This window comes from Aeromonas sp. BIGb0405 (assembly GCF_024807335.1).
GTDB lineage: Bacteria > Pseudomonadota > Gammaproteobacteria > Enterobacterales > Aeromonadaceae > Aeromonas > Aeromonas rivuli.
Map to the genome: position 1 here is coordinate 76,279 of NZ_JANUEP010000006.1, position 20,979 is coordinate 97,257.

Annotated in this window: 17 protein-coding genes and 1 pseudogene; 15 read left to right on the forward strand and 3 right to left on the reverse strand. The window is 60.8% G+C overall.

The annotated features are described in order from the left end of the window. The first annotated feature begins 120 nt into the window (after nt 1–120). The 7 genes from M2366_RS14770 (at nt 121) to M2366_RS14800 (ending at nt 8,329) form a co-directional block, all read left to right on the forward strand. The gene (locus M2366_RS14770) at nt 121–663 is read left to right on the forward strand and encodes a cupin domain-containing protein (protein ID WP_042039896.1); all 543 of its coding nucleotides are present in this window, start codon (nt 121–123) and stop codon (nt 661–663) included. A 144-nt stretch (nt 664–807) separates the two neighbouring features. Beyond that, on the forward strand, nt 808–2,304 hold the full coding sequence (locus M2366_RS14775) for an aldehyde dehydrogenase (protein WP_224431731.1): 1,497 nt from the start codon (nt 808–810) through the stop codon (nt 2,302–2,304). A 280-nt stretch (nt 2,305–2,584) separates the two neighbouring features. Then, complete coding sequence (locus tag M2366_RS14780) at nt 2,585–5,014, forward strand: Ig-like domain-containing protein (protein WP_259270067.1); 2,430 nt, start codon at nt 2,585–2,587, stop codon at nt 5,012–5,014. 392 nt (nt 5,015–5,406) lie between these two features. Then, nucleotides 5,407–5,577, forward strand: a complete 171-nt coding sequence (locus M2366_RS14785) for a hypothetical protein (protein ID WP_198135210.1) — start codon at nt 5,407–5,409, stop codon at nt 5,575–5,577. A gap of 211 nt (nt 5,578–5,788) precedes the next feature. After that, a complete protein-coding gene (gene rarD / locus M2366_RS14790) occupies nt 5,789–6,691 on the forward strand; it encodes an EamA family transporter RarD (protein WP_042039894.1) in 903 nt (300 codons plus the stop codon). 142 nt (nt 6,692–6,833) lie between these two features. After that, a complete protein-coding gene (locus tag M2366_RS14795) occupies nt 6,834–7,649 on the forward strand; it encodes an AraC family transcriptional regulator (RefSeq protein ID WP_259270068.1) in 816 nt (271 codons plus the stop codon). A 47-nt stretch (nt 7,650–7,696) separates the two neighbouring features. Beyond that, nucleotides 7,697–8,329, forward strand: a complete 633-nt coding sequence (locus M2366_RS14800) for a LysE family translocator (RefSeq protein WP_259270095.1) — start codon at nt 7,697–7,699, stop codon at nt 8,327–8,329. Between the two features lie 111 nt (nt 8,330–8,440). Here M2366_RS14800 and M2366_RS14805 read toward each other — a convergent pair whose 3' ends face one another. Further along, nucleotides 8,441–9,865 (reverse strand): PLP-dependent aminotransferase family protein, encoded by a 1,425-nt coding sequence (locus tag M2366_RS14805; RefSeq protein WP_259270069.1) that lies wholly within the window; start codon nt 9,863–9,865, stop codon nt 8,441–8,443. A 164-nt stretch (nt 9,866–10,029) separates the two neighbouring features. On the opposite strand from M2366_RS14805, the gene M2366_RS14810 reads away from it, so the two are divergent. From M2366_RS14810 to M2366_RS14820, 3 genes are read left to right on the forward strand one after another with little or no spacing between them, the layout of a single operon-like run. Further along, nucleotides 10,030–11,238 (forward strand): acetyl-CoA carboxylase biotin carboxylase subunit family protein, encoded by a 1,209-nt coding sequence (locus M2366_RS14810; RefSeq protein ID WP_259270070.1) that lies wholly within the window; start codon nt 10,030–10,032, stop codon nt 11,236–11,238. Further along, entirely contained in the window at nt 11,235–12,488 is a 1,254-nt protein-coding gene (locus M2366_RS14815) for an acetyl-CoA carboxylase biotin carboxylase subunit family protein (RefSeq protein ID WP_259270071.1), read from the forward strand. Before M2366_RS14810 ends, M2366_RS14815 begins: the two co-directional genes overlap by 4 nt. A gap of 11 nt (nt 12,489–12,499) precedes the next feature. Beyond that, nucleotides 12,500–13,741 (forward strand): MFS transporter, encoded by a 1,242-nt coding sequence (locus tag M2366_RS14820; RefSeq protein ID WP_259270072.1) that lies wholly within the window; start codon nt 12,500–12,502, stop codon nt 13,739–13,741. On the opposite strand, the gene M2366_RS14825 is transcribed toward M2366_RS14820, so the two are convergent. Continuing rightward, nucleotides 13,714–14,421: a chromophore lyase CpcT/CpeT gene (locus tag M2366_RS14825; protein ID WP_404972801.1), complete on the reverse strand. Its 708-nt coding sequence runs from the start codon at nt 14,419–14,421 to the stop codon at nt 13,714–13,716. The two genes, M2366_RS14820 and M2366_RS14825, sit on opposite strands and share 28 nt — an antisense overlap. 168 nt (nt 14,422–14,589) lie before the next feature. Here M2366_RS14825 and M2366_RS19920 point away from each other — a divergent pair. The 4 genes and pseudogenes from M2366_RS19920 to M2366_RS14840 form a co-directional block, all read left to right on the forward strand. Then, a pseudogene (locus M2366_RS19920) lies at nt 14,590–14,691 on the forward strand (LysR family transcriptional regulator); the annotation flags it as partial. A gap of 211 nt (nt 14,692–14,902) precedes the next feature. Further along, nucleotides 14,903–15,118: a DUF2846 domain-containing protein gene (locus tag M2366_RS14830; protein ID WP_259270074.1), complete on the forward strand. Its 216-nt coding sequence runs from the start codon at nt 14,903–14,905 to the stop codon at nt 15,116–15,118. Nucleotides 15,119–15,211: 93 nt separating this feature from the next. Beyond that, complete coding sequence (locus M2366_RS14835; protein WP_259270075.1) at nt 15,212–15,772, forward strand: hypothetical protein; 561 nt, start codon at nt 15,212–15,214, stop codon at nt 15,770–15,772. A gap of 120 nt (nt 15,773–15,892) precedes the next feature. Next, nucleotides 15,893–16,501, forward strand: coding sequence for a hypothetical protein (locus M2366_RS14840; protein WP_259270076.1), 609 nt, complete (start codon nt 15,893–15,895; stop codon nt 16,499–16,501). Nucleotides 16,502–17,158: 657 nt separating this feature from the next. On the opposite strand, the gene uvrD is transcribed toward M2366_RS14840, so the two are convergent. Next, a complete protein-coding gene (gene uvrD / locus M2366_RS14845; protein WP_259270077.1) occupies nt 17,159–19,330 on the reverse strand; it encodes a DNA helicase II in 2,172 nt (723 codons plus the stop codon). 521 nt (nt 19,331–19,851) lie between these two features. On the opposite strand from uvrD, the gene M2366_RS14850 reads away from it, so the two are divergent. Next, nucleotides 19,852–20,850 carry a BMP family protein gene (locus M2366_RS14850; protein WP_259270078.1) on the forward strand — a complete coding sequence of 333 codons (999 nt, stop codon included), beginning with the start codon at nt 19,852–19,854 and terminating at the stop codon, nt 20,848–20,850. The last annotated feature ends 129 nt before the right edge of the window (nt 20,851–20,979 follow it).

Here is a 20,979-nt window from a genome sequence, read left to right on the forward strand (position 1 = left end):
AACACCTATATCCATAAAAAAGGGCGCTATGCTGCCCAGTGATGGTGTCACCCCGACCAGGGTGGTATAAGATATTTAACACAAATTCAATAATAGTAAACACTCGAGGAGAACAGAAGGATGGATATAGGTCAGCGCCTCAAGGCGGTCCGCACCAAGGCGGCCCTGTCCCAGCGTGAACTCGCCAAACGCTCGGGGGTGACCAATGGCTTTATCTCCCAGATAGAAAAGAATCAGGTCAGCCCCTCGGTCGCCTCCCTGCGCAAGGTGCTGGCAGGCATTCCCATGTCCCTCGCCAGCTTCTTCACCGACGAGACGGCCCTGGACTCCGAAGTGGTGTTTCGCGCCGCCGACATGCCGGATCTCGGCAGTCACCCCATCAGCTATCGTCTGGTCGGCCATAGCCGCGCCAACCGCGCCATTGGCATGCTGCAAGAGATATTGCCCCCTGGTGCCGACACCGGTGACGACATGCTCAGCCATGACGGGGAAGAGTGCGGCATCGTCATCCAGGGTCAGATTGAGGTGACCATAGGCGAGCAGATCCACCTGCTCGGTGCCGGTGACGGCTACTACTTCGACAGCCGCACCCCACACCGTTTTCGCAATGTCGATGAGCAGGAGTGTGTGCTGATTTCGGCCAATACCCCGCCCACCTTCTGACCCCTGCCCCGGGCCGGGGTGGGCCGCCATGCCGGGTGCCCGTCGACATCCCTGTTTAAGGAATTGTTACAATCTGGATTTACAGACGGCAAAATGTTTAGCATATTGATACGCGGACAACCTTTGCACGTTCAAGGAGCGAACATGAGTGACATGACCCTGGCCCAGTGGCAATACCGACAGGCCCAGCTGAACCTCCCCACCCAGGCGTTCATCGATGGCAGCTATCGTGATGCCGTCAATGGTGCCACCTTCGATTGCATCAACCCGGCCAATGGCCAACTGCTGGCAAAAGTTGCCGCCTGCGACGCCGCCGATGCCGAGCTGGCCGTCGCCGCCGCCCGCGCCGCCTTCAGCGACAAGCGCTGGGCGGGGCAATCCCCCAAGGAGCGCAAGCTGGTGATGCAGCGCTTCGCCGAGCTGATGCGGCTCAACAAGGTGGAGCTGGCCCTGCTGGAATCCCTGGACATGGGCAAGCCCATCATGGATGCCATGAATTACGATGCACCGGCCGCGGCCAACTGCATCGCCTGGAATGGGGAGGCCATCGACAAACTGTATGACGAGGTCGCCCCGGTCGAAGAGGGCGCCCTGGCCCTGATCACCCGGGAGCCGCTGGGCGTCGTCGCCGCCATCGTGCCCTGGAATTTCCCGCTGGTGATGGCGTGCTGGAAGCTGGGTCCGGCGCTCGCCACCGGCAACTCCGTCATCCTCAAGCCGTCCGAAAAATCCCCCCTCACCGCCCTGCGCATCGCCGGGATAGCCAAAGAAGCGGGCATTCCGGACGGCGTGTTCAATGTGTTGCCGGGCTTTGGTCATACCGTGGGTGAGGCGCTCGCCATGCACATGGACGTGGACTGCATCACCTTCACCGGCTCCACCAAAATCGGCAAGCATCTGGTGCAGTGCTCCGGCAAGTCGAACCTCAAGCGTGCCTTCATGGAGTGCGGCGGCAAGAGCCCCAACATCATCTTGGCGGATGCGCCGGATCTGGACGCCGCCGCATCGAGCGCCGCAGCCGCCATCTTTTACAACCAGGGGGAGGTGTGCACCGCCGCCTCCCGCTTGCTGGTGCAAAACAGCATCAAGGCCGAGTTCATCGAGCGGCTGCTGGCCCATGCCCGCGAGTGGGTCTCGGCAGATCCCCAGGATCCCAGCACCCGTATCGGCGCCATGGTCGACGGCATTCAGATGGAACAAGTGCTGCGCTATATCGACATCGGCAAGCAGGAGGGCGCCAAGCTGCTGCTCGGCGGTCAGCGCACGCTGGAGGAGAGCGGCGGCTTCTATATCGCCCCCACCATCTTCGACGAGGTGACGCCCCAGATGCGCATCTTCCGCGAGGAGATCTTCGGCCCAGTGCTCGCCATCACCGGCTTCGATACCCTCGAAGAGGCGATTGCACTCGGCAATGACACAGATTACGGCCTGGCCGCCGCCATCTGGACCGCGGATCTCAACAAGGCGATCAAGGGCTCTCGCGCCCTGCGCGCCGGGACCGTCTTCGTCAACAACTGGGACGGCGGTGATATGACGATGCCCTTTGGCGGCTTCAAACAGTCGGGCAATGGTCGTGACAAGTCACTGCACGCCCTGGAAAAATACACCGAGCTCAAGAGCACCTGGATCCAGCTTGCTTGACGAGCAACCGCCTCCACAAGACCCCTTCAGATTTGCTTCACATGTCACAGATTGACGCATAACTTGGCCCCCTCTCCATACCAAATGGGGAAGGGGGGCTTACCCCAGAGAACCCGGCTGAATTAGCCTAGTGGAGCCCAATTTCCCACCACTGACAGGGCGACCTCCACAACTCATTGCGCAAAAACATCAAGATCTTAAGTTCAAGTGATGTTTTACTGACCGGCTTCACATTAAAAGTGATCCGTTTTTGCACACACATGAAGGAAGACCCGCCGCCATGAAACAATGGTTAATCTGTCTACTGGTTGCGACCCAGGCGCTCTTGCTGCTGGCCGGTTGCGACAATACCTCCCATCCCCAGGATCCGGGCCAACCGGTCAACCCTATCGTCAGCCTGCAAGTGACTCCGGCCAACCTGCAGCTGCCCATAGGCCTGAGTCAGGATCTGGTGGCCACCGCTTTCTATGCTGACGGCAGCTCCCGCGATGTCTCGCAGCAGGCGCTGTGGAGCAGTGATGCCGAATCCCAGGTCTCCCTGGGTACTGCCACTGCCCTGGGAGAGCCCGTGACAGCCCTCGCCGAGGGTGAGGCCAGGGTCACCGCCCTGTTTGATGGCATGAGCGACGTCGCCACCATCAAGGTCACCAATGCCACCGTCACCGACCTGCGGGTCAGCCCGGCCAGCGCCGCTGTGCCCAAGGGCTTCAGCCAGCAGTTGCAGGCCATTGTGACCCTGTCCGATGGCAGCACCCTGGATGTGACCAATAATCCCGCCCTCAGCTGGAACAGTGCAGATCCTGCCATCGCCACTGTCGACAGCCAGGGTCTGGCCCAGGCCATAGAGGCCGGTAATACCAGCATCAAGGCGAGCGGCTCTGCCAATGGGGTCAACTTCGAGGGGCAATCCGCCCTGACAGTCACCCATCACACCCTGACCAAACTGACCCTGACCCCGGCCAGCGCCACTCTCGCTGCTGGCTTCCAACTGCAACTGCAAGCCATCGCTACCTTCTCCGATGGCAGCACGCTGGATGTGACAGATAACTCGGCCCTTAGCTGGGCCAGCGCGGATCCGGCCATCGCTACCGTCACCGATCTGGGCCTGGCCCAGGGCGTCAGTGCCGGTGCCACCGAGCTTCAGGCCAGCGGCAGCGTCAATGGTGCCAGCTTCAGCGCCACTAGCGCCCTGACGGTCACCAATGCCACTCTGGCCGACATAGTGATCACCCCCAAGGTCAGCAAAGTCACCCTGGGGGAAAGCCAGCAATATAAGGCCCTCGGCAGCTTCAGCGATGGCCATCAGCAAGACCTGAGTCACCAAGTGCAATGGCAAAGCGCGGATGAGACGGTCGCCACCATGGGGCTAATGGGCAGGGCCCATACCCATGCCACCGGTACTACCCAGATCACGGCGAGCCGCGCCGGTGTCACCAGCAACAGCGCCGAGCTGGCTGCCATCAACACCCAGGTCACTACCTGGGGGGGCGAATTCTTCGGGGCGGACAGCAGTGCCGTGCAGCCCCTCACCCAGGTCAGCAGCCTGGTGGCCACCCCTTACAACAACGCCAGCGCCTTCGCCGCCCTCAAGAGCGACGGTACTGTCGTGACCTGGGGTTATGGCCCCTATGGCGGCGACAGCAGCGCGGTCCAGGATCAGCTGGTCGGCGTCACCGCCGTCACCCCTGGTACCCTCGCTTTGGCCGCCTTGCGTGATGATGGCTCAGTAGTCAGCTGGGGGGATGCCGCAAATGGAGGTGACAGCAGCGCCGTGCAGGATAAGCTCAGCCAGGTCAGCGAGATTTTTGCCAACCAAGGCGCCTTTGCCGCCCTCAAGCAGGATGGCACTGTCGTTACCTGGGGCAATCAGAGCAGTGGCGGCGACAGCTCAGCCGTGCAGGCCGAGCTTACCCAGGTTGCCACTATCGAGGGCAATAACAGCGCCTTCGCCGCCCTCAAGCAGGATGGCACCCTGGTCACTTGGGGCGAGCCAAGTAACGGGGGTAACAGCCAAGCCGTACAGGCCCAGCTTATCGATGTCAAAACCCTCTTCCACGGCGCCTTCACCTTCGCAGCCCTCAGGCAGGATGGCACTGTGGTCACCTGGGGCGACGCCACCAGTGGCGGCGACAGCAGCGCCGTGCAGAGCCAGCTCACCGATGTGACCGACATTGTGAGCACAGGAAGCGCCTACGCAGCCCTCAAGCAGGATGGCAGCGTGGTCAGCTGGGGCGATGCCACCAAGGGCGGCGACAGCAGCGCCGTCCAGGCTCAACTCATCGATGTCAAACAGATAGTTGCAAACGACAACGCCTTCGCCGCCCTCAAGCAGGATGGCACCATCGTCACCTGGGGCGATGCCGCCAAGGGCGGTGACAGCAGCGCCGTGCAGAGTCAACTCACCGTTGTGAGCGCTGTCTCGGCGACCGATACCGCCTTCGCTGCCCTCAAGCAGGATGGCACTGTCGTCACCTGGGGCAATCAAAGCAGTGGCGGCGACAGCAGCGCCGTGCAGAGTCAGTTGCTTGACGTGGCCACCATCTACGCCACCGGCACAGCCTTTGCCGCCGTCACCAGCGACGGCCATGTGGTCAGCTGGGGGGATGCCGCCAATGGTGGCGACAGCAGTGCCGTACAATCCGCGCTCAGCCGGGTACAGAGCATAGTGCCAAACAGCGGTGCCTTTGCCGCCATCAGCGAGCGTCCCTGAACTCAGGGATAGCAAACTTTCTAGGATGCAAGCGGGGCCAGTGGCCCCGCTTCTTATGGCGTCAGCAAAGCCGTTTTCCCGGCAGGGGCCCCCTCTTGGTCACACTTCCAACAGGCTCGGCGCCCGACGCCATCGAGCGCGCCACGGCACGGCCAGCCGAGTCGGGGGTGATAGAGAGCCGGGGGGAAAGAACGCATCCAGGTCGAAGAGAGAAGAGAACAGCCGGGCCGCGCCCTGTTTAAACGGTGCTCGCCAGGCCGCCATGGCACAGAGGCAGACCCGATCGAGGCGATGAGAGGATGAAAGATAGCCTCATCAGAATGAGCGCTTCTCTCGGGCGTCCTAATTGATATACTCCTCAGCCAAGCACCATCTCAGCCATAGATATCAAGATGTTATTTCTCGTGGGCAGCGTACTGCTGCTGGTAATAGGGCTGCCACTGCTGTTTTTCCTGCTGGGTCAGGGGGAGGCCTATGTGACATGGGGCCCCTGGATCTCGGCTCTGGTGCTCATGCTGTGGTTGCTATTGGATATCGACAAGATCCGCCGCGGCAGAGGCTAAGCAGATAAACCCGGCCAGCATGGCCACTCATGCCGTGCTGTGATGACGGCTGAATATCGCCAAGATCCGCCAGGGTGGATGCGAATAGCCAGATACTCCGCTGTAAGATGCATGTTAATCACTATTTAATCGCTTCTTTCCCGCCCCGAGGATGGCTAAACTGATCGTTTGGCGGTGTCAGTCACATCGCTCCTTCGTCAAGGTCAGCCAGATGCCAGAACAGATCCAGCGCCAGGGGATCATCTATGCCCTGTGTGCTTATACCCTTTGGGGCATAGCCCCCATCTATTTCAAGTTGATTGCCGAGGTACCCGCCGCCGAGATCCTCACCCACCGCATCATCTGGTCGTGCGCCCTGCTGGCAGTGCTGGTCCTGCTCACCCGCCAATGGCCCAAGGTGCGTGCCGTGCTGCGCAGGCCCAAGGTGCTGATGACCCTGGCACTGACCGGGGCCGTGGTAGGCGGCAACTGGCTGCTGTTTATCTGGGCCATCAACAATGGTCACATGCTCGATGCCAGTCTGGGTTACTACATCAACCCGCTGTTCAACGTGCTGCTCGGCATGGTGTTCCTCGGTGAGAAGCTGCGCCGCCTGCAGTGGTGGGCCGTGGGGCTCGCCTTCATCGGCGTGGCCGTGCAGTTAATCGCCTTCGGCTCCCTGCCCTGGATTGCCCTAGTGCTGGCCAGTTCGTTCGCCTTCTATGGTCTGGTGCGCAAGAAGCTGGCGCTGGATGCCCTCACCGGCCTGCTGCTGGAGACGCTGATCCTGCTGCCGCCCGCCGCCATCTATCTGTGGGGCATCGCCGACAGCCCGACCAGTCATATGACGGACAACAGCCTCTATCTCAACCTGATGCTGATTGCCGCAGGCGCCGTCACCACTGCCCCCCTGCTCTGCTTCACCGCCGCCGCGACCCGGCTCAAGTTCTCCACCCTGGGCTTCTTCCAGTACATAGGGCCCAGCCTGATGTTTATCCTGGCGGTCACCCTGTACGGCGAGGCACTGCGCACCGACAAGCTGATCACCTTCGCCTGCATCTGGAGTGCGCTGGTGCTGTTCAGCCTGGATGGTCTGCGCAGCAGCAGACGGCCACCCCAACCTGCGGTTCGATAGCAGACCGGATGACCCTCATCTCTCACACACCCGGCCCCCGCCGGGTGTTTGCCATCAGCCCCGAACCGGTATTGGCCACCCAACATCGGCCGACCGCAATAATCTACAAGCGCCCGTCGCCAATCTGGGGTATTGGTAAGGGATGAAACACGCCGCCCCCATTCACTACTGGCAGTCCCCCCATCTGCCGGGCCTGGAACTCTCTCACTCCCATCACCGGGAGTTCAGCTATGGCCGCCATGTGCACCTGGACTACCACATCGGTCTGGTGCAGCGGGGTGGCCAGAAGTTCATTCACAAGGGAAGCAGCCATGCCCTGGTGCGCGGCGAGCTCTCCACCGTCAATCCCGACGAGATGCACGACGGCCTGAGCCTGCTGCCGGAGGGGTACGAGGTGCGGGTCTTCTCCATCGATCCGCACCAACTGGCAACCTGGCTGCCCGGTGGCGAGCACTTTTTCGACCGGGGCCTGCAACGGCGCCCGGATCTCTATACCGGCTTCGCCCGCCTGCACATGTACCTGGAAGATCCCAAGGTCGATGGCCTGCTGGCCGAGAGCGAACTGCTGGCCCTGCTCGGCGAGCTGCTGCAGCTGGCGCCGAGCGAGCACAAGCTGGCGGATCCCCAGCTCAGGTTCCTGCGCGGCCATCTGCTGGATCGCCTCGATGAGCGCCACAGCCTGGAGGATCTCGCCGCCCTGTTCGGCCTGGATCGTTTCGCCTTCTTGCGCCAATTCAAGAAGAAGACTGGCATGACCCCCTACGCCTGGCTCAAGCGGCTACGGCTCGAGCGCAGCAAGGCCCTGCTCGCCCGGGGCATGGCGGTGAGCGAGGTGGCACTGACGGTGGGCTTCTTCGATCAGAGCCACTTCCACCACGGCTTTCGTCAGGCATTCGGGCTGACCCCGGCCGACTACCGCCAGCAGATGCAATCTTTTACAAGCCATCCGCACCGCTAGGCTGGCAAGCTGCTCGCTCTTCAAGGCAGCACAGTAAGGAAAGCACCATCATGCAGAGTCTGTTCGTCACCATAGGGCTCCTCCATATCATCGCCCTGGCCAGCCCGGGCCCGGATTTCGCGCTGATCCTGCGCACCAGCTTGCACAGACCCACCGCCATTGGCGCCGCCATCGGCATTGCCATCGCTATTCTGTTGCATGCCACCTTCAGCCTGACCGGCATCAGCCTGCTGATCGCCAATCACCCCTGGCTGTTCATCCTGGTACGGCTGGTCGGTGCCCTCTATCTCGGCTGGCTCGGCTGGGGGGCGCTCAGGGCGGCGTGGCAAGGGGGAGCGGCGGCCAGCTTGCAGGCAGGAGGCGAGCATGGCGGTCTGGTGCAGGGCATTCGCCGCGGGCTGGCAACTAACTTGCTCAACCCCAAGGCACTGCTGTTTTTCGTCGGCCTGCTGGCGGCCATGGTGACACCGCAAGTCAGTGGCCTGACCCGTGGCCTGCTGGTGATGGAACTCTTTCTGTTATCCCTCGCCTGGTTTGGGCTGCTCGCCTGGAGCCTCTCCACCCCGCGCGCCCAGCGCCTGCTCGGCCGGGTACAGCGCCCGCTCAATTTCGTGACTGGTGTGCTGTTTGGCGCCGTAAGCCTCTCCATCCTGGGCGGCATGGCCGAGCAGCTTATCTAGCAGAGGACGGCCTCTGGCGCGCCCTTTGGTGCCCAGTCCCAGCCTCTCCCTCCCGGGCGGCATGACCGGGCAGCTTCTCTAGCAGAGATCCGCCCACTGCCGAGCTCCCCCTCAGGGGAGCGCAGTCGGTCCTTGCCCCGCCTCTCGGAGCAGCCGCCCCAGCCGTGCCATCAACTCGGGGTGATCGGTGTGGGCGAGATTGAGTCGCATATAGCGGTGCCCCTCCTGGCCCCGGGTGAACAGCGAGCCCGGGGCCAAGGCGATGCCTTCGGCCAGAGCCGACTGGGCCAGGGTCTCGCTGTTGACCCCCTCCGGCAGCCGTACCCAGCGAAACAGCCCCCCCTCCCCATTGAACTCCAACCGGCAGCCCAACCCTGTCAGCCAGTCGTCGACACGGCCCCCCGCATCACACAGTCGCTGCCGAATGCGGCGTAGCTGCCGGTCGTAGTGGCCGTCTCGCAGCAACCCGGTCAACATCCGCTCCCCTATCTCCATGGTCACCCCACCGCAGACCTGCTTCAGTCCGGCCAGACTCGCCGCCAGAGCCGGGCTCGCCGCAATAAAACCTATCCGCAAGTTGGCGCTGAGCAACTTGGAAAAACCCGACACATAGGTCACTCGACTGGCACCACCCAGGCTCGCCAGCCGGGCGCCCCCCTCCCCGAGCAGATCCCCGTAGAGGTCATCCTCAATCAGGTGACAATCCCAGCGAGACAGCAGCTCCAGCAGGCTGAACCCCTGCGCGGTAGAGAGCGATTGACCGGTGGGGTTATGCAGCAGGCCAGAGGTCAGATAGAGCCGCGGCTGCTCCTCCCTGAGCCAATGTTCGAGTTGCACCAGATCAGGCCCCTGCGGGCCACGAGGCAGAGGCAGCACCCGGGCGCCGTGCAGGCTCAAGATGCCATGGAAATTGAAATAGCAGGGATCATCGACCAAGACGGTCTCGCCGGGGCGCAGCAGCAAGCGCAGTAACAGATCGAGGGCCTGCATGGTGTTGGCCGTGGTGACCAGCTGGCTGCTGGTCAGCTGCATGCCATGGACGGCGAGTCGGTCGCGCAAGGTCTCACGCAAGGGTCGGTAACCGGCGGCATCACCATATTCTGCCAGTCTGAGGTTGGGCTGACGACTCACCTGACGCAGCGCCTGGCGCAACCCGTCATCATCCAGCCAGTCGGCAGGCAAGAAGCCGCAGCCGGGCCGATCCGCCACATTTTCGCCAATCAGGGCACGGCGAGACACACTCAGAAAATCCTGCGGCAAGAGCTGACCCAGGCTGTCACTATCCGGCACAGGAGCATGCCGGGAGACAAAATAGCCGCGTCCCTGGCGGGCATGAACCAGCTGCTGGCCCTTGAGCCTGTCCAACGCATCGACCACGGTAAATTTACTGACCCCGAGCTGACGCGTCAGGGCATGGATGGAGGGCAATCTGGCCCCTTTTGGCAAGCTGCCATCCTGAATCAATTGACTGATATGGGCCGTAATTTGCAGCACCTTGGCTTCCCCTGGTTTGAATACCAGGTCGGGGATCATCATGACAGCGAGGCTCCTTGCTCAACTTTACTGGCCACTCTACCGGCAAAGTAATGCCAAATGAATACCTACCCTCCCTGCTTCCCTGCCTTTAACAAACATAGAGTGACCCTGGTATACGCCTTAGCCGCCAGCATGGCGCACCACTTCCCGCTGGAGTATCAAGCATGAACATTGTCATTCTGCATCGATTGCCCTATGGCAAGATCCGCTACGACCAGGCCATCGACCATGCCGAGCACAGGGTCGATTACCTCTGCCTGCCCGGCGGCCAGGCAGACCTTCCCCCCGGCAGTCATCATCATGACGTCGCCAGCTTCGAGCCCGAGGAGCTGGCCCGGCAATGTGCCTCCCTGCTGCACCGGGCCGATCGGCTGATCGCCCGCTCCGAGTACGAGCTGCTGGCCGCAGCCGAGCTGCTGGCCGCAGCCGAGCTGCGCGAGCGCTTCGCCATTGCCGGTGACAGGCCGCAGGACATACTGCCCCTGCGCGACAAGTGGGCCATGCGGGTCCGCTGTGAGGCCGCGGGCATCCCCCAGCCCGCGTTCTGGTCCCTTGAGACATTTTCCCGCCTGCCGGACAGCCCCGGCAGCTTCGTGCTCAAACCCAGACTGGAAGCCTCCAGCACAGGGATAGTGATGGGGGATCGGCAGAGGCTGCTCGATGCCATCGGGCAACTTACCCGCCTGGATGACTACTTCGTGGAAGCCTTCATCCAGGGTGAGATCTGCCATATCGATGGCTTCTTGCGCGAGGGTGAACTTGTCCAGGCAATCACCAGCCGCTATGTGGGCAACTGCCTCGACTACGCCGGGGGCGCCCCCCTGGGCTCGGTTCAGATAGCCCCCCAGCCGCAGATGGAAGCACTGCTGCGCCAGACCCTGGCCGCCCTGGGTCAGCGTCAGGGTTGCTTTCACTTCGAACTCATTGAAGACCACCAGGGTGGACTCTATTTCCTCGAGACCGCCTGCCGGGTCGGCGGGGCCGGGGTCGCCGATACCTTCGCCCTGAGGACGGGGCTCAACCTCTATCACATCGACCTGCAATACCAGCTCCATGGGAAGATCACCCAGCAGGCGGCCCCCCTGAGTGACACCCACTACGGCTGGTTCGTCTATCCGGCCCACCACAGGGGCGAGGCCCAGCGCATCCACTTCGACCACGGCCGCTGGGGCGCCCTGCTGCACAGCTGGCATCAGGCGAAACCGAACATGGCGCGTCCCGGCAGCATCAGCTACGCCCCTGGCGCCACTCCCTTGTCCGGCATAGTGCAAGGCCGGGCAGAGACCCTGCCCCCGGCCCTCGGCGCCCTGCTGGAGCAGACCCGCGTGGAATACATATCGACCCCGCCTGCGCGGATGGAGGCATCAGCATGACCCCCTGTTTCGTCATCGTCGGTTACAACAATGTGCGCATCTATGATGTCGCCAAGCTCCGCCAACTGGCTCACGACCGGTTCGATTGCCAGCTGGTGCTGGTGGTGGAACGGGCCAGCCAGCAAGACTGGCAGGCTGCCGATCTGGTAATCCAGACGGATCTCGGCCAGGCCCCCGCCCTGGCGCGGGTGTGCCAGGCCCTGGCCGAGGCGGCCATGACACCGGTCGGCATACTCCCCTTCTCCGATCGAGGCGTACCGCTCGGAGCCATGTTGGCCCAGCACTACCGGCTGCCCGGTGCCCGGCTGGAGGCGGCCCTTGCTGGTCTGGACAAGCGACGTTTCCGGGCCATGGAGGCCGAGGTGCCCGCCCCGGATCACTATCTGCCCCTGACGGCCCGGGCCATCGACAGCCTGGAGACCCTGGTCGCCACCCGGGAGGAGTTCGGCGGCACCGGCTTCATCAAGCCGGTGGCCGAGGGCAACAGCCGGGGCTGCATGGCAGTTCATGGGCACACCGACTGCGCCGCCGTCTGGGCCGAGCTGGCCCCCTATCACACCAGCGGCATCATGATGGAGCCCCTCATCGAAGGGGCGCGGGAATTCAGCTGGGACTATGTGGCCGGTTGCCGCTGGCTGACCGAGAAACACACCACCCAGGGGGAGTACCGCGCCGAATACCAGCAGATAGTACCGGCCCGGCTCGCCCCGGAGCAGACCCGCTGGCTCAATCAGGCCGGGGGCTTCATGCGTCAACTGCTGGCAAAGGAGTGGGGGGCCTATCACAACGAGCTCTTCCTGCGCGAGCAGGGGGCCAGCGCGGTGGAGAGCAACATGCGGCCGGCGGGCATGCACATCTGGGATCTCGCCGCCCTCAGCTTCGAGGCGTTCGATCCCTGGCAACGCTGGTTGCACTGGGCCCGCACGGGACAGACCCATACCGTCCTTCCCCGCCAGTTGGGCTATAGCGGGATCCGCATGTTGCGCCCCCGTCAGAGCGGCACCCTGCGCCGCCAGGCCGATATCCCGCGCCTCGCCCAGGCTCTGGGCATCCCACTGCACCAAGGCAGCTACAGCAAGACCTTGGGGGAGCGGGTCAGCACCAGGGTGACCGACAATGGCGGCTTCATGGGCCAGATAGTGTTGCACCACGCCGACTATCCGACCCTGCTGGCCCAACTCGATGCCCTGGCTGAGGCCATTGAGGCCGACACCCTGATCGCCTGCGACCAGCCGGTCGTCCACTGCTGAGGGATATGTCTATGCAAGCAATGCGCTTCTCCGTCTTTCTGGGTTCCCGCATGCTGTCCGGGCTCGGCGATCAGATCCTCCAGTTTGCCGTGCCCCTGCTGGTCTATCGCAGCACGGGCAGCGTCGCCCTGTCGGGACTGGCCTTCTTCATCGAATGGCTGCCCCGCCTCATCTCCCTGCCTCTGGCCGGGGTGTTTGCCGACCGGGTCGGCGGGCGGCGCGTCTACATACTGGCCGACGGCCTGAGGGCGGCGGCCTGCGTCATCACCGCCCTCATCATGACCCTGTGGCCCGGCAGCGGTATGGCCCCCATCATGGTGATGATGGCGCTGTGCGCCTTCTGCTATGCCCAGGCCTTCATCGCCCTCGAGACCACCTTGCCCCAACTGGTGCCTCCGGCCGACATGGCCAAGGCCCAGAGCTGGCTGCAAGTCACCAACAACGGGGCCAGCGTGCTCGGCCCCGCCCTGGCCGCCGTGCTGCTCATCTGGTTGCCCGCCACCCAACTGCTATGGGGATGCGCCCTGGGTTTCGCCCTGAGTGCCACCGGAGTATTGGGACTGACCCGGGGTGCCGCGCCCGCCGCCAACCCCCAGAGTCAACACAGGGCGCTGCTGCCCGAGCTGCGGGTCGGGCTCGACGCCTTGCTGGCCCAGCCCATACTGCTGCGGCTGGTCGGACTCGCCATGCTGGTCAACCTGATCGTCGGCCTGGCGCTCGCCACCGCCGCCCCCATGACGCTGGGACTGTTTGGCCAGAGCGATCAGACCCTTGCCAGCGTCCAGCTCACCATGGGGCTCATCTCCATCAGCGCCTTCCTGCTGATGCCCTGGTTACTGCGCCGGGTCGCCGTCTACTGGATAGGGCAGCTCGCCTTCCTGCTGATCCTGGCCGGGGGCCTCATCATGGCCACGGCCCCGAGTTTTGGCTGGTATCTGCTGGGATGCGGCCTCAGCTACGGCCTGTGCGGTCTGTTCAATGTCTTTATTCGCACCGAGCGACTGCACTGGATAGCGGAACAGCAGCGGGGGAGAGTGATCAGCCTGATGGTGCTGCTCAATCAGCTCAGCCTGCCTCTGGCCGGGCTCATCATCGCCCTGTTGGGAGACAGGGTGGCGGTGCAGGAGATCTTCCTGATAGCGAGCCTGGTCTGTGCCCTGGGCTACCTGCTGCTCTATCGATCCATCGCCGGGGCCGCCCGCACCCGGGCCCTGCCCGAACCGGCTCAACCGGCGGCGGGCAGCCGCAGGTAGAGATAGCCCTCCCCCGGGCTGCCCCAGCGTTGATGGCCGCCTTCGTCGTAGGCGCGATCGAGCAGTCGCACCCGATCCGGGCCAATCCAGAGGTACTGCACCAGGGTGTGGGCGCCACCAAAATCGGTGTCGCAGCTGCCTATCTTGCTGTGGCCCTGGTAATCGCCGGAGGGTTGACGACTGAGCAGGATCTCGCAGCCGGCGCGCAAGGAGAGTTGGGAGGGAGCCAAAGAGTCGAGCAGGGGAGGGTTGTGCCAGGCACCGGCAAAATCCGTGGCGCGCGGCATGGTCAGCTCGGCCATCAGGATGCGGCCGCCTGGCCCCTCGCTGAAACGATAGATGCGCTGACGAAAGGGACGATCCGGCCGCTCGCTCAGGCTCTGCTCGGCATAGACCCAGCGCACCCCGGCCATGCCCGGCCAGATCTCCATCAGCCGCAGCTTGGCACTGGCGAAACGGTCGTCATGGCTCGCCTGCTCGGCATTGGAAAAATCCCCGCTAAACCAGGAGAGCAGCGGCTCCATGGGGCCGCCTTCCCTTGTTTCACTGGCCACGGACGGGCCGGTCTGAGGGGTGATCAAGGGGGCCGACACTGGCGCCGCCCATACCAGACCGCTGTAAAGCAGCCCGAGCAGGAGTGCCATCCGCTGTGTCATCGAATCCGTCCGAGTCATCTTCATGGCGGCGATTATATGAGCTATCGATCGCAAAAACTGCAAGCCAGATCAAACCCTTAAGGATCCCGGGTCCGGGTGGCGTCCCCTCGGCCATCTCATCTACCGCCAGATTGATGATTCTCCCAGCAAGGTGGGTGTCCCGGATTGTTCCAGATTGTTCTCCCCCACTGACAACCCGACCCCCACGCCCTGTTCGCCGTCTACCCCTTCCACAAGGAGCAGTCCCGCAAGGTGCGGCTCTTTATCGAATTTATCGTCAAGGCGTTTCAGTAGCGGTGAGCCTGACAGGCAGGAGCTTGGAGTTTGTGCCTCTCGGCCAAAACGCCGATAATCCACCTCTATGCGGCGTGTAGGTTCGATTAGCGAAGCGTAATCGGGCCTGCGACTCAACCTCATGCCGGTTAATTGTCGGAATATTGAATCCCGTCACATCAGCTACAACCTGAACAGTTGCTTGGCTGTGAGGCCCCATGCGAACCTTTATTTGCCTTTCTTCCAACCAAAACAAAGGGCGCCGGGCAGCCGCATCTCTTACAAGTCGGAGTACGATGCCACCCTGACCCTCAACACCGAGGTGGGTAAAAGCTACTACGTCTGGCAGGAGGCCAAGATGGGCCTGCTGATGGCCCGCTCCAAGCGGAGTCAGGTCAGTGAAAGAGAAGGCAGGAAAGGGGTGATGGAGAGCAGGCTTGTTAAGTAATCAGTTGGATGCCAGCTTTAAGAGCGCATATGACAAGCCATTTCTCAATCAGTATCGCCCCCGTATTTTCTGAGAAATATATAAGGTAATACCGTGGATAATATAACTCAATTTAGTATTTATACGGCAAAAATTTTCGAAGAGCTGTACGCTTCATTCCCAGTTCCAAAGTTTATTGATCAAGAGAAAATGATCTCCATTTATCTTAGCTTTGACAAGGATGATGAAATATCAAAAGAGAAAGAATTTGTTGCTGCAGTTGAGCTTGTAAAAATTTTCCATGAGATGGACCCAGATAATGTAACGACCTCCCATGATTATGATGAACGTAAAGTTAAATCCGAAAATAAAATTATGGAGTTAAATTATGAAAAAAGAATTGACAGAGACAATCAGATTGAAATATTTACTGGGACGTTAGATTTTTTAATATCAGAGGGGCTAATCCTTAAAATAGATAGGAAGGGCTATAGATTGACATCAAGATCTTTTTCTCATCTAAATAAAACTTTTGAAGAGGGTAAAGTAAGAGAGGAAGACAGATCTTATATCTTCGCCATAAAAAATATGTTTGATCAAACTAAATCTATATCTAAAGAAGTGGCAGTAGGTACTGCAATAGCGATAATACCTAAGCTTCTTGGTTACAACTAACTTAACCCTATATTTAATTATAATAATAGATAACGATGATGAGTAGTTACATTCACAGTTTAAATAACTCCACTAGCAATATGCCATAATCAGTTACTAATTAAGGCTTTGAGGGCTCTCATGACACCACCAATTCATACAACAAGCGCAGAAGTTTTTATTCTTGAGTCGCTTTCAGAAGCGAATGAAGAAGCTGGCTTATTTGAAGGGAGAATTCTATATAAGACATTAAAGATGGCAGGAAAGAATCCAATCTACTATTATTTCAGGACAAAAGAAGAACTCGAATTACTTGCATATACCTTTAGAGATTCTGGCTATCGCTATCTTCATATTTCTTGTCATGGAGATCTTACTCATATACATACCACATTAAATAGAATATCTTATCAAGAGTTTGGGGCTATATTTTCTGGGCTCCTTAGAAACAGAAGACTATTTATGTCTGCCTGCTCTACAGGTAATGAGATTTTTTCGACTTGCATTTCCGTATTAAATAAAGGTATGTACTCTATTGCGGCGCCAGTGAATGATATTAGATTTGATCAAGCCTATGCCTTTTGGACTGCATTCTATACTAAGGCTCACCTTATGGATCAGAACCTAATGAAGTCTAAATATATATATGCGGCATTCTCTGATCTTTGTAAATTTTTTGAAATTGATTTTCATTGGAGTCGATACAATCCAAAGCATGACACATGGTTCCATAAAATTTTTGGCCGATAGGCCTTTAGTATAAAAATATCGATCTATACCCGAGGATAAACTTGCCCAAATAAGATGGGCACGGTACTGATGATCCCCTCCAATCCGCCGAGGGTCAGAGGCAACGTCAGGGATGATGGCGTAGCCTCAGCGGACAGGGGCCAAATCGGGTCAGGGCGAGCACAGCTCGACCCCGATTTGGCGCGAGAACAAGGATGTTCGAAGCGGGCTTTGGCCGAAGCCATGGATGGCGTAGGCCAAAGTGCCGTCTGCGGCGGCCCGTCCGACGTTGGCTCTGGCCCGAGGGCACTGGCGAAGCCAGCGGATTGGCGGGGGTGGCCTTTCTTTTGGTGACTTTTCTTTGGCCACGCAAAGAAAAGTCACTCGCCCAAGCCCGAAGGGCGGGCGAAACCCTGTCGAGGGCCATGCCCTCGCGTCCTGCACGGCGCCAGCCGTGCCAAGAGCCAAAGCCATTTACGAACCCCTCATCCCCAACCCTTCTCCCACAAGGGGAGAAGGGAGCAAAGACGATCACGGGAACAGACCCCTCTCCCACAAAGGGAGAAGGGAGCAAAGACGATCTCGGGAACAGGCCCCTCTCCCGCGATGGGAGAAGGAGGCAAAGACTATCTCGGGGATGATCCCCTCTCCCGTTGGGAGAGGGTCAGGGTGAGGGGATTACAGCGCCTCCAGCCTCGCATATGCCGTCACCAGCCACTTGGCGCCGACCTCGTCGAACTGGATCTGCACCCGACTCTGCTGGCCGACCCCTTCGAAGTTGAGCACTATGCCTTCGCCAAATTTCGGATGGAGCACCCGCTGGCCGAGCTTGATGCCGCTGGCGTCGAAGCTTTGCTGCACCTCGTTCTGGCTGAAGCGGCCGTACTGGGTCGGGCGGCTCACCTGGGTGCGCAGCCGGATCTCTTCCAGACACTCGGCGGGCATCTCGCGGATAAAGCGGCTCGGCTTGTGGAACATCTCGCGGCCATAGATGCGGCGGCTCTCGGCATAACAGATGTAGAGCTTCTCCATGGCGCGGGTCATGCCGACGTAACAGAGGCGCCGCTCCTCCTCGAGCCGGCCCGACTCCTCGGTGGATTGCTGGCTGGGGAACATCCCCTCCTCCACACCGACCAGCAGCACCAGCGGGTATTCCAGGCCCTTGGCGCTGTGCAGTGTCATCAGCTGCACCGCGTCACTGTATTCGTCCGCCTGATTCTCGCCGGATTCCAGCGCCGCATGGGCGAGGAAGGCCGACAGATCGCTCATCTCTTCCAGCTCGTCCGGGCGATTGTACTGACGGCAAGCGGTCACCAGCTCGTCCAGGTTCTCTACCCGCGCCTGGGATTTCTCGCCCTTCTCCGCCAGATACATGGCCTTGAGGCCAGAGTGCTGGATGGCGATGTCCGCCTGCTGATGCAGGGGCAGCAGGGAGACCTGTTCCTCCAGCGCATCCACCAGCTCGACGAAACCGCGCACCGCGTTGCCAGCGCGACCGGTCAGCACCTTCTCATCGAGCAGGGTGCGGGCCGATTGCCAGAGGTTGAGGCCACGATCCCGGGCGTTGCTCCGCAAGATCTCCAGGGTGCGCTCGCCGATGCCGCGGGTCGGGGTATTGACGACCCGCTCGAAGCTGGCGTCGTCGCCTCTGTTGTTGATGAGGCGCAGGTAGGCCATGGCGTCTTTAATTTCTTGTCGCTCGAAGAAGCGCAGGCCGCCATAGATGCGGTAGGGCATGGCGTCCTGCATCAGCGCCTCTTCCAGCACCCGGGACTGGGCGTTGGAGCGATAGAGGATGGCGCAATCGGCGAGCAGGCCGCCCTTCTCCTTCCAATCCTTGAGGCGACCGACCACGAAGCGGGCCTCGTCCACCTCGTTGAAGGCGGCGTAGAGGGAGATAGGATCCCCATCAGCCCCTTCGGTCCACAACTCCTTGCCGAGCCTGTCTGAGTTGTTGGCGATGACGCTGTTGGCGGCCTTGAGGATATTGGCGGTGGAGCGGTAGTTCTGCTCGAGGCGTATGGTCTCGGCGCCCTGGTAATCGGTCAGGAAGCGCTGGATGTTCTCTATCTTGGCGCCGCGCCAGCCGTAGATGGACTGATCGTCGTCACCCACTATCATCACCCGGCCGGACTCGCCTGCCAGCATGCGCAGCCAGGCGTACTGGATGCCGTTGGTATCCTGGAATTCGTCCACCAGGATATTCTGGAAGCGATCCCGGTAGTGCTCCAGCACATGGGGCCGGTTGAGCCACAGCTCGTGGGCGCGCAGCAGCAGTTCGGCAAAATCCACCAGCCCGGAGCGATCGCAGGTCTCCTGATAGGTCTTGTAGATCTGCTGGTAGGTGCGGGTGACGGGATCGCCGTAGAGGTCGATGTCACCGGGGCGCAACCCCTCATCCTTCTTGCCGTTGATGTAGCCCATCACGGCGCGGGGGGCCCAGTGCTTCTCGTCGAGGTTGAGCGCCTTGAGCACCCGGCGGATCAGCCGGTACTGGTCGTCGGAGTCGAGGATCTGGAAGTCCTGGGGCAGGCCCGCGTCCAGATGGTGGGCGCGCAGCAAGCGGTGGGCGATGCCGTGGAAGGTGCCTATCCACATGCCGCGCACCCCGTCACCTATCACCTTCTCGACCCGGCCGCGCATCTCGGCGGCCGCTTTGTTGGTAAAGGTCACCGCAATGATGGAGAAGGGTGAACAACGCTCCACCTGCATCAGCCAGGCGATGCGGTGCACCAGCACCCGGGTCTTGCCCGAGCCGGCACCGGCCAGCACCAGCAGATTGCTACGGGGCGCCGCAACGGCATCTCTTTGCTTGTCGTTGAGCCCGTCGAGCAGGGTCGAAACGTCCATCACCACTCCTGTTTATTTATACAGGCAGGGATTATACGGCTTGTGTGGGCTCAGGCCAAATCGGCGTGCATGTCCTCCGCTGACATGCCTCCATCGGCCCCACAGGCGCAGCCCCTCACGGGATCCCCTTGGCCGTCGCCATCCCCTTCCATCTGCATGCTGGCTCCCATGCACCACGGATCTCAACCGATGAGCCTCCCTGGTCAAAACGCCGGAAATGGGTCAAATGGGAATCAATAGAAACCTGCTATCGAGCCAATGGGGGAAAACGCTTGCGCACAACCCTATGATTTGTAATCAAAATGTCATTTGAGGCTGGATAAATTCAGCACAAAAAACCATAAAAAGGCTTATAAACAACAACTTATAAAGCAGTTCTCTTATGTTTCAAATCGTTAGCGCAAACGTTTTTCTGTTACGCACGCCTTGACCCCCATGCCCACTCACTTACAGTTAGCCTGCGTGCACTGGCGCCTGCACCGGCAGGCCATGGACCCTCAATAACAATCAAGGATAAGATCGTGACTAAGGTACTCAAACTGGCCAGCGTGGCCGCCTTCACCCTGGCCGCTCTCTCGGCCCAGGCAGCTTCCCAACCCGCCGTCATCTATGACACCGCAGGCAAATTCGACAAGTCGTTCAACGAAGCCGTGTTCCGCAACGGCGTCGAAGTCTACAACAAGGACAAGGGCGTCAAGGTCAAGGAGTTCGAACCCCAGAATGAGGCCCAGCGCGAGCAGGGTCTGCGCCGTCTGGCCAGCCGTGGCAACAGCCCGATCGTCGCCGTTGGTTTCAACATGGGCTCGGCGGTCGAGAAAGTCGCCACCGAGTTCCCCAAAGTGCAGTTCACCATCATCGACATGGTGGTCGACAAGCCGAACGTGCAATCCATCGTCTTCAAGGAGCATGAAGGCTCCTTCCTGGTCGGCGCCCTGGCAGCCATGGCCTCCAAGACCGGCAAGGTCGGCTTCGTGGGCGGCATGGACATCCCGCTGATCCGCAAGTTCGAGTGCGGTTATGAGCAGGGTGCCAAATACGTCAATCCGAAGGTCGAGGTGTTCCAGAACATGACCGGCTCCACCCCGGCGGCCTTTGCCGATCCGGCCAAGGGTGCCGAGCTCGCCAAGTCCCAGTTCGCCAAAGGCGCCGATGTGGTCTATGCCGCCGCCGGTGGCACCGGGATCGGCGTCTATCAGGCCGCCAAGGACGAAGGCAAGCTGGCCATCGGCGTGGATTCCAACCAGAACCACCTGCAGCCGGGCACCATGCTGACCTCCATGGTCAAGTCGGTCGGTCTGGCCGCCTACAAGACCTGGGAAGATGGCGCCAAGGGCAGCTGGCAGCCGGGCATTCAGTCCCTGGGGCTGGCCGAGGGCGGCGTGGACTGGGCGCTGGATAAAGACAACGAGGCGTTGATCACCCCCGAGATGAAAGCCAAGGCGGATGCCATCAAGGCCGACATCATCGCCGGCAAGGTCAAGGTGCATGACTACATGAGCGACAGCACCTGTAACTACTGATCGTTCCTTAGCTACTCGACACCCCACCACCGGCCCGTTCGCGGGCCGGTTTTTCAGTCTCTCCTTCACCCTGGCACAGGCTGGCTATGGATAGCCGCACCGCCGGGCGCGGGCGCAGACTTTTCATGA

Bases quoted from the DNA above. Each gene is read 5' to 3' on its own strand.
- M2366_RS14770 (WP_042039896.1), top strand. From the start codon at position 121: ATGGATATAGGTCAGCGCCTCAAGGCGGTCCGCACCAAGGCGGCCCTG.
- M2366_RS14775 (WP_224431731.1), top strand. From the start codon at position 808: ATGAGTGACATGACCCTGGCCCAGTGGCAATACCGACAGGCCCAGCTG.
- M2366_RS14780 (WP_259270067.1), top strand. From the start codon at position 2,585: ATGAAACAATGGTTAATCTGTCTACTGGTTGCGACCCAGGCGCTCTTG.
- M2366_RS14785 (WP_198135210.1), top strand. From the start codon at position 5,407: ATGTTATTTCTCGTGGGCAGCGTACTGCTGCTGGTAATAGGGCTGCCA.
- rarD (WP_042039894.1), top strand. From the start codon at position 5,789: ATGCCAGAACAGATCCAGCGCCAGGGGATCATCTATGCCCTGTGTGCT.
- M2366_RS14795 (WP_259270068.1), top strand. From the start codon at position 6,834: ATGAAACACGCCGCCCCCATTCACTACTGGCAGTCCCCCCATCTGCCG.
- M2366_RS14805 (WP_259270069.1), bottom strand. From the start codon at position 9,865: ATGATGATCCCCGACCTGGTATTCAAACCAGGGGAAGCCAAGGTGCTG.
- M2366_RS14810 (WP_259270070.1), top strand. From the start codon at position 10,030: ATGAACATTGTCATTCTGCATCGATTGCCCTATGGCAAGATCCGCTAC.
- M2366_RS14815 (WP_259270071.1), top strand. From the start codon at position 11,235: ATGACCCCCTGTTTCGTCATCGTCGGTTACAACAATGTGCGCATCTAT.
- M2366_RS14820 (WP_259270072.1), top strand. From the start codon at position 12,500: ATGCAAGCAATGCGCTTCTCCGTCTTTCTGGGTTCCCGCATGCTGTCC.
- M2366_RS14825 (WP_404972801.1), bottom strand. From the start codon at position 14,421: ATGAAGATGACTCGGACGGATTCGATGACACAGCGGATGGCACTCCTG.
- M2366_RS14840 (WP_259270076.1), top strand. From the start codon at position 15,893: ATGACACCACCAATTCATACAACAAGCGCAGAAGTTTTTATTCTTGAG.
- uvrD (WP_259270077.1), bottom strand. From the start codon at position 19,330: ATGGACGTTTCGACCCTGCTCGACGGGCTCAACGACAAGCAAAGAGAT.